The sequence below is a fragment of the Vibrio sp. 10N.261.51.F12 genome, assembly GCF_041471725.1.
Taxonomy (GTDB): Bacteria; Pseudomonadota; Gammaproteobacteria; order Enterobacterales; family Vibrionaceae; genus Vibrio.
Map to the genome: position 1 here is coordinate 1 of NZ_JBFROV010000091.1, position 235 is coordinate 235.

The window sequence follows — 235 nt, forward strand, 5'->3', positions numbered from 1 at the left end:
AATGGTGGGTCGTGCAGGATTCGAACCTGCGACCAATTGATTAAAAGTCAACTGCTCTACCAGCTGAGCTAACGACCCTTTTTACTTCTAAAAAGAAGTGGTATCCCGTAGGGGAGTCGAACCCCTGTTACCGCCGTGAAAGGGCGGTGTCCTAGGCCTCTAGACGAACGGGACACTGCGCGTAAGTGTTGGGCACTTACATCTCTTTTACATTATAAACCTAATCAATCTGTGT

2 tRNA genes are annotated in these 235 nt (G+C 48.1%); both read right to left on the reverse strand.

Annotation, left to right across the window (positions count from 1 at the left end):
* Positions 1–2: 2 nt before the first annotated feature.
* Positions 3–78: transfer RNA gene (locus AB4405_RS24390), tRNA-Lys, on the reverse strand.
* A gap of 20 nt (positions 79–98) precedes the next feature.
* Positions 99–174 (reverse strand) — tRNA-Glu (locus tag AB4405_RS24395).
* Positions 175–235 lie beyond the last annotated feature (61 nt).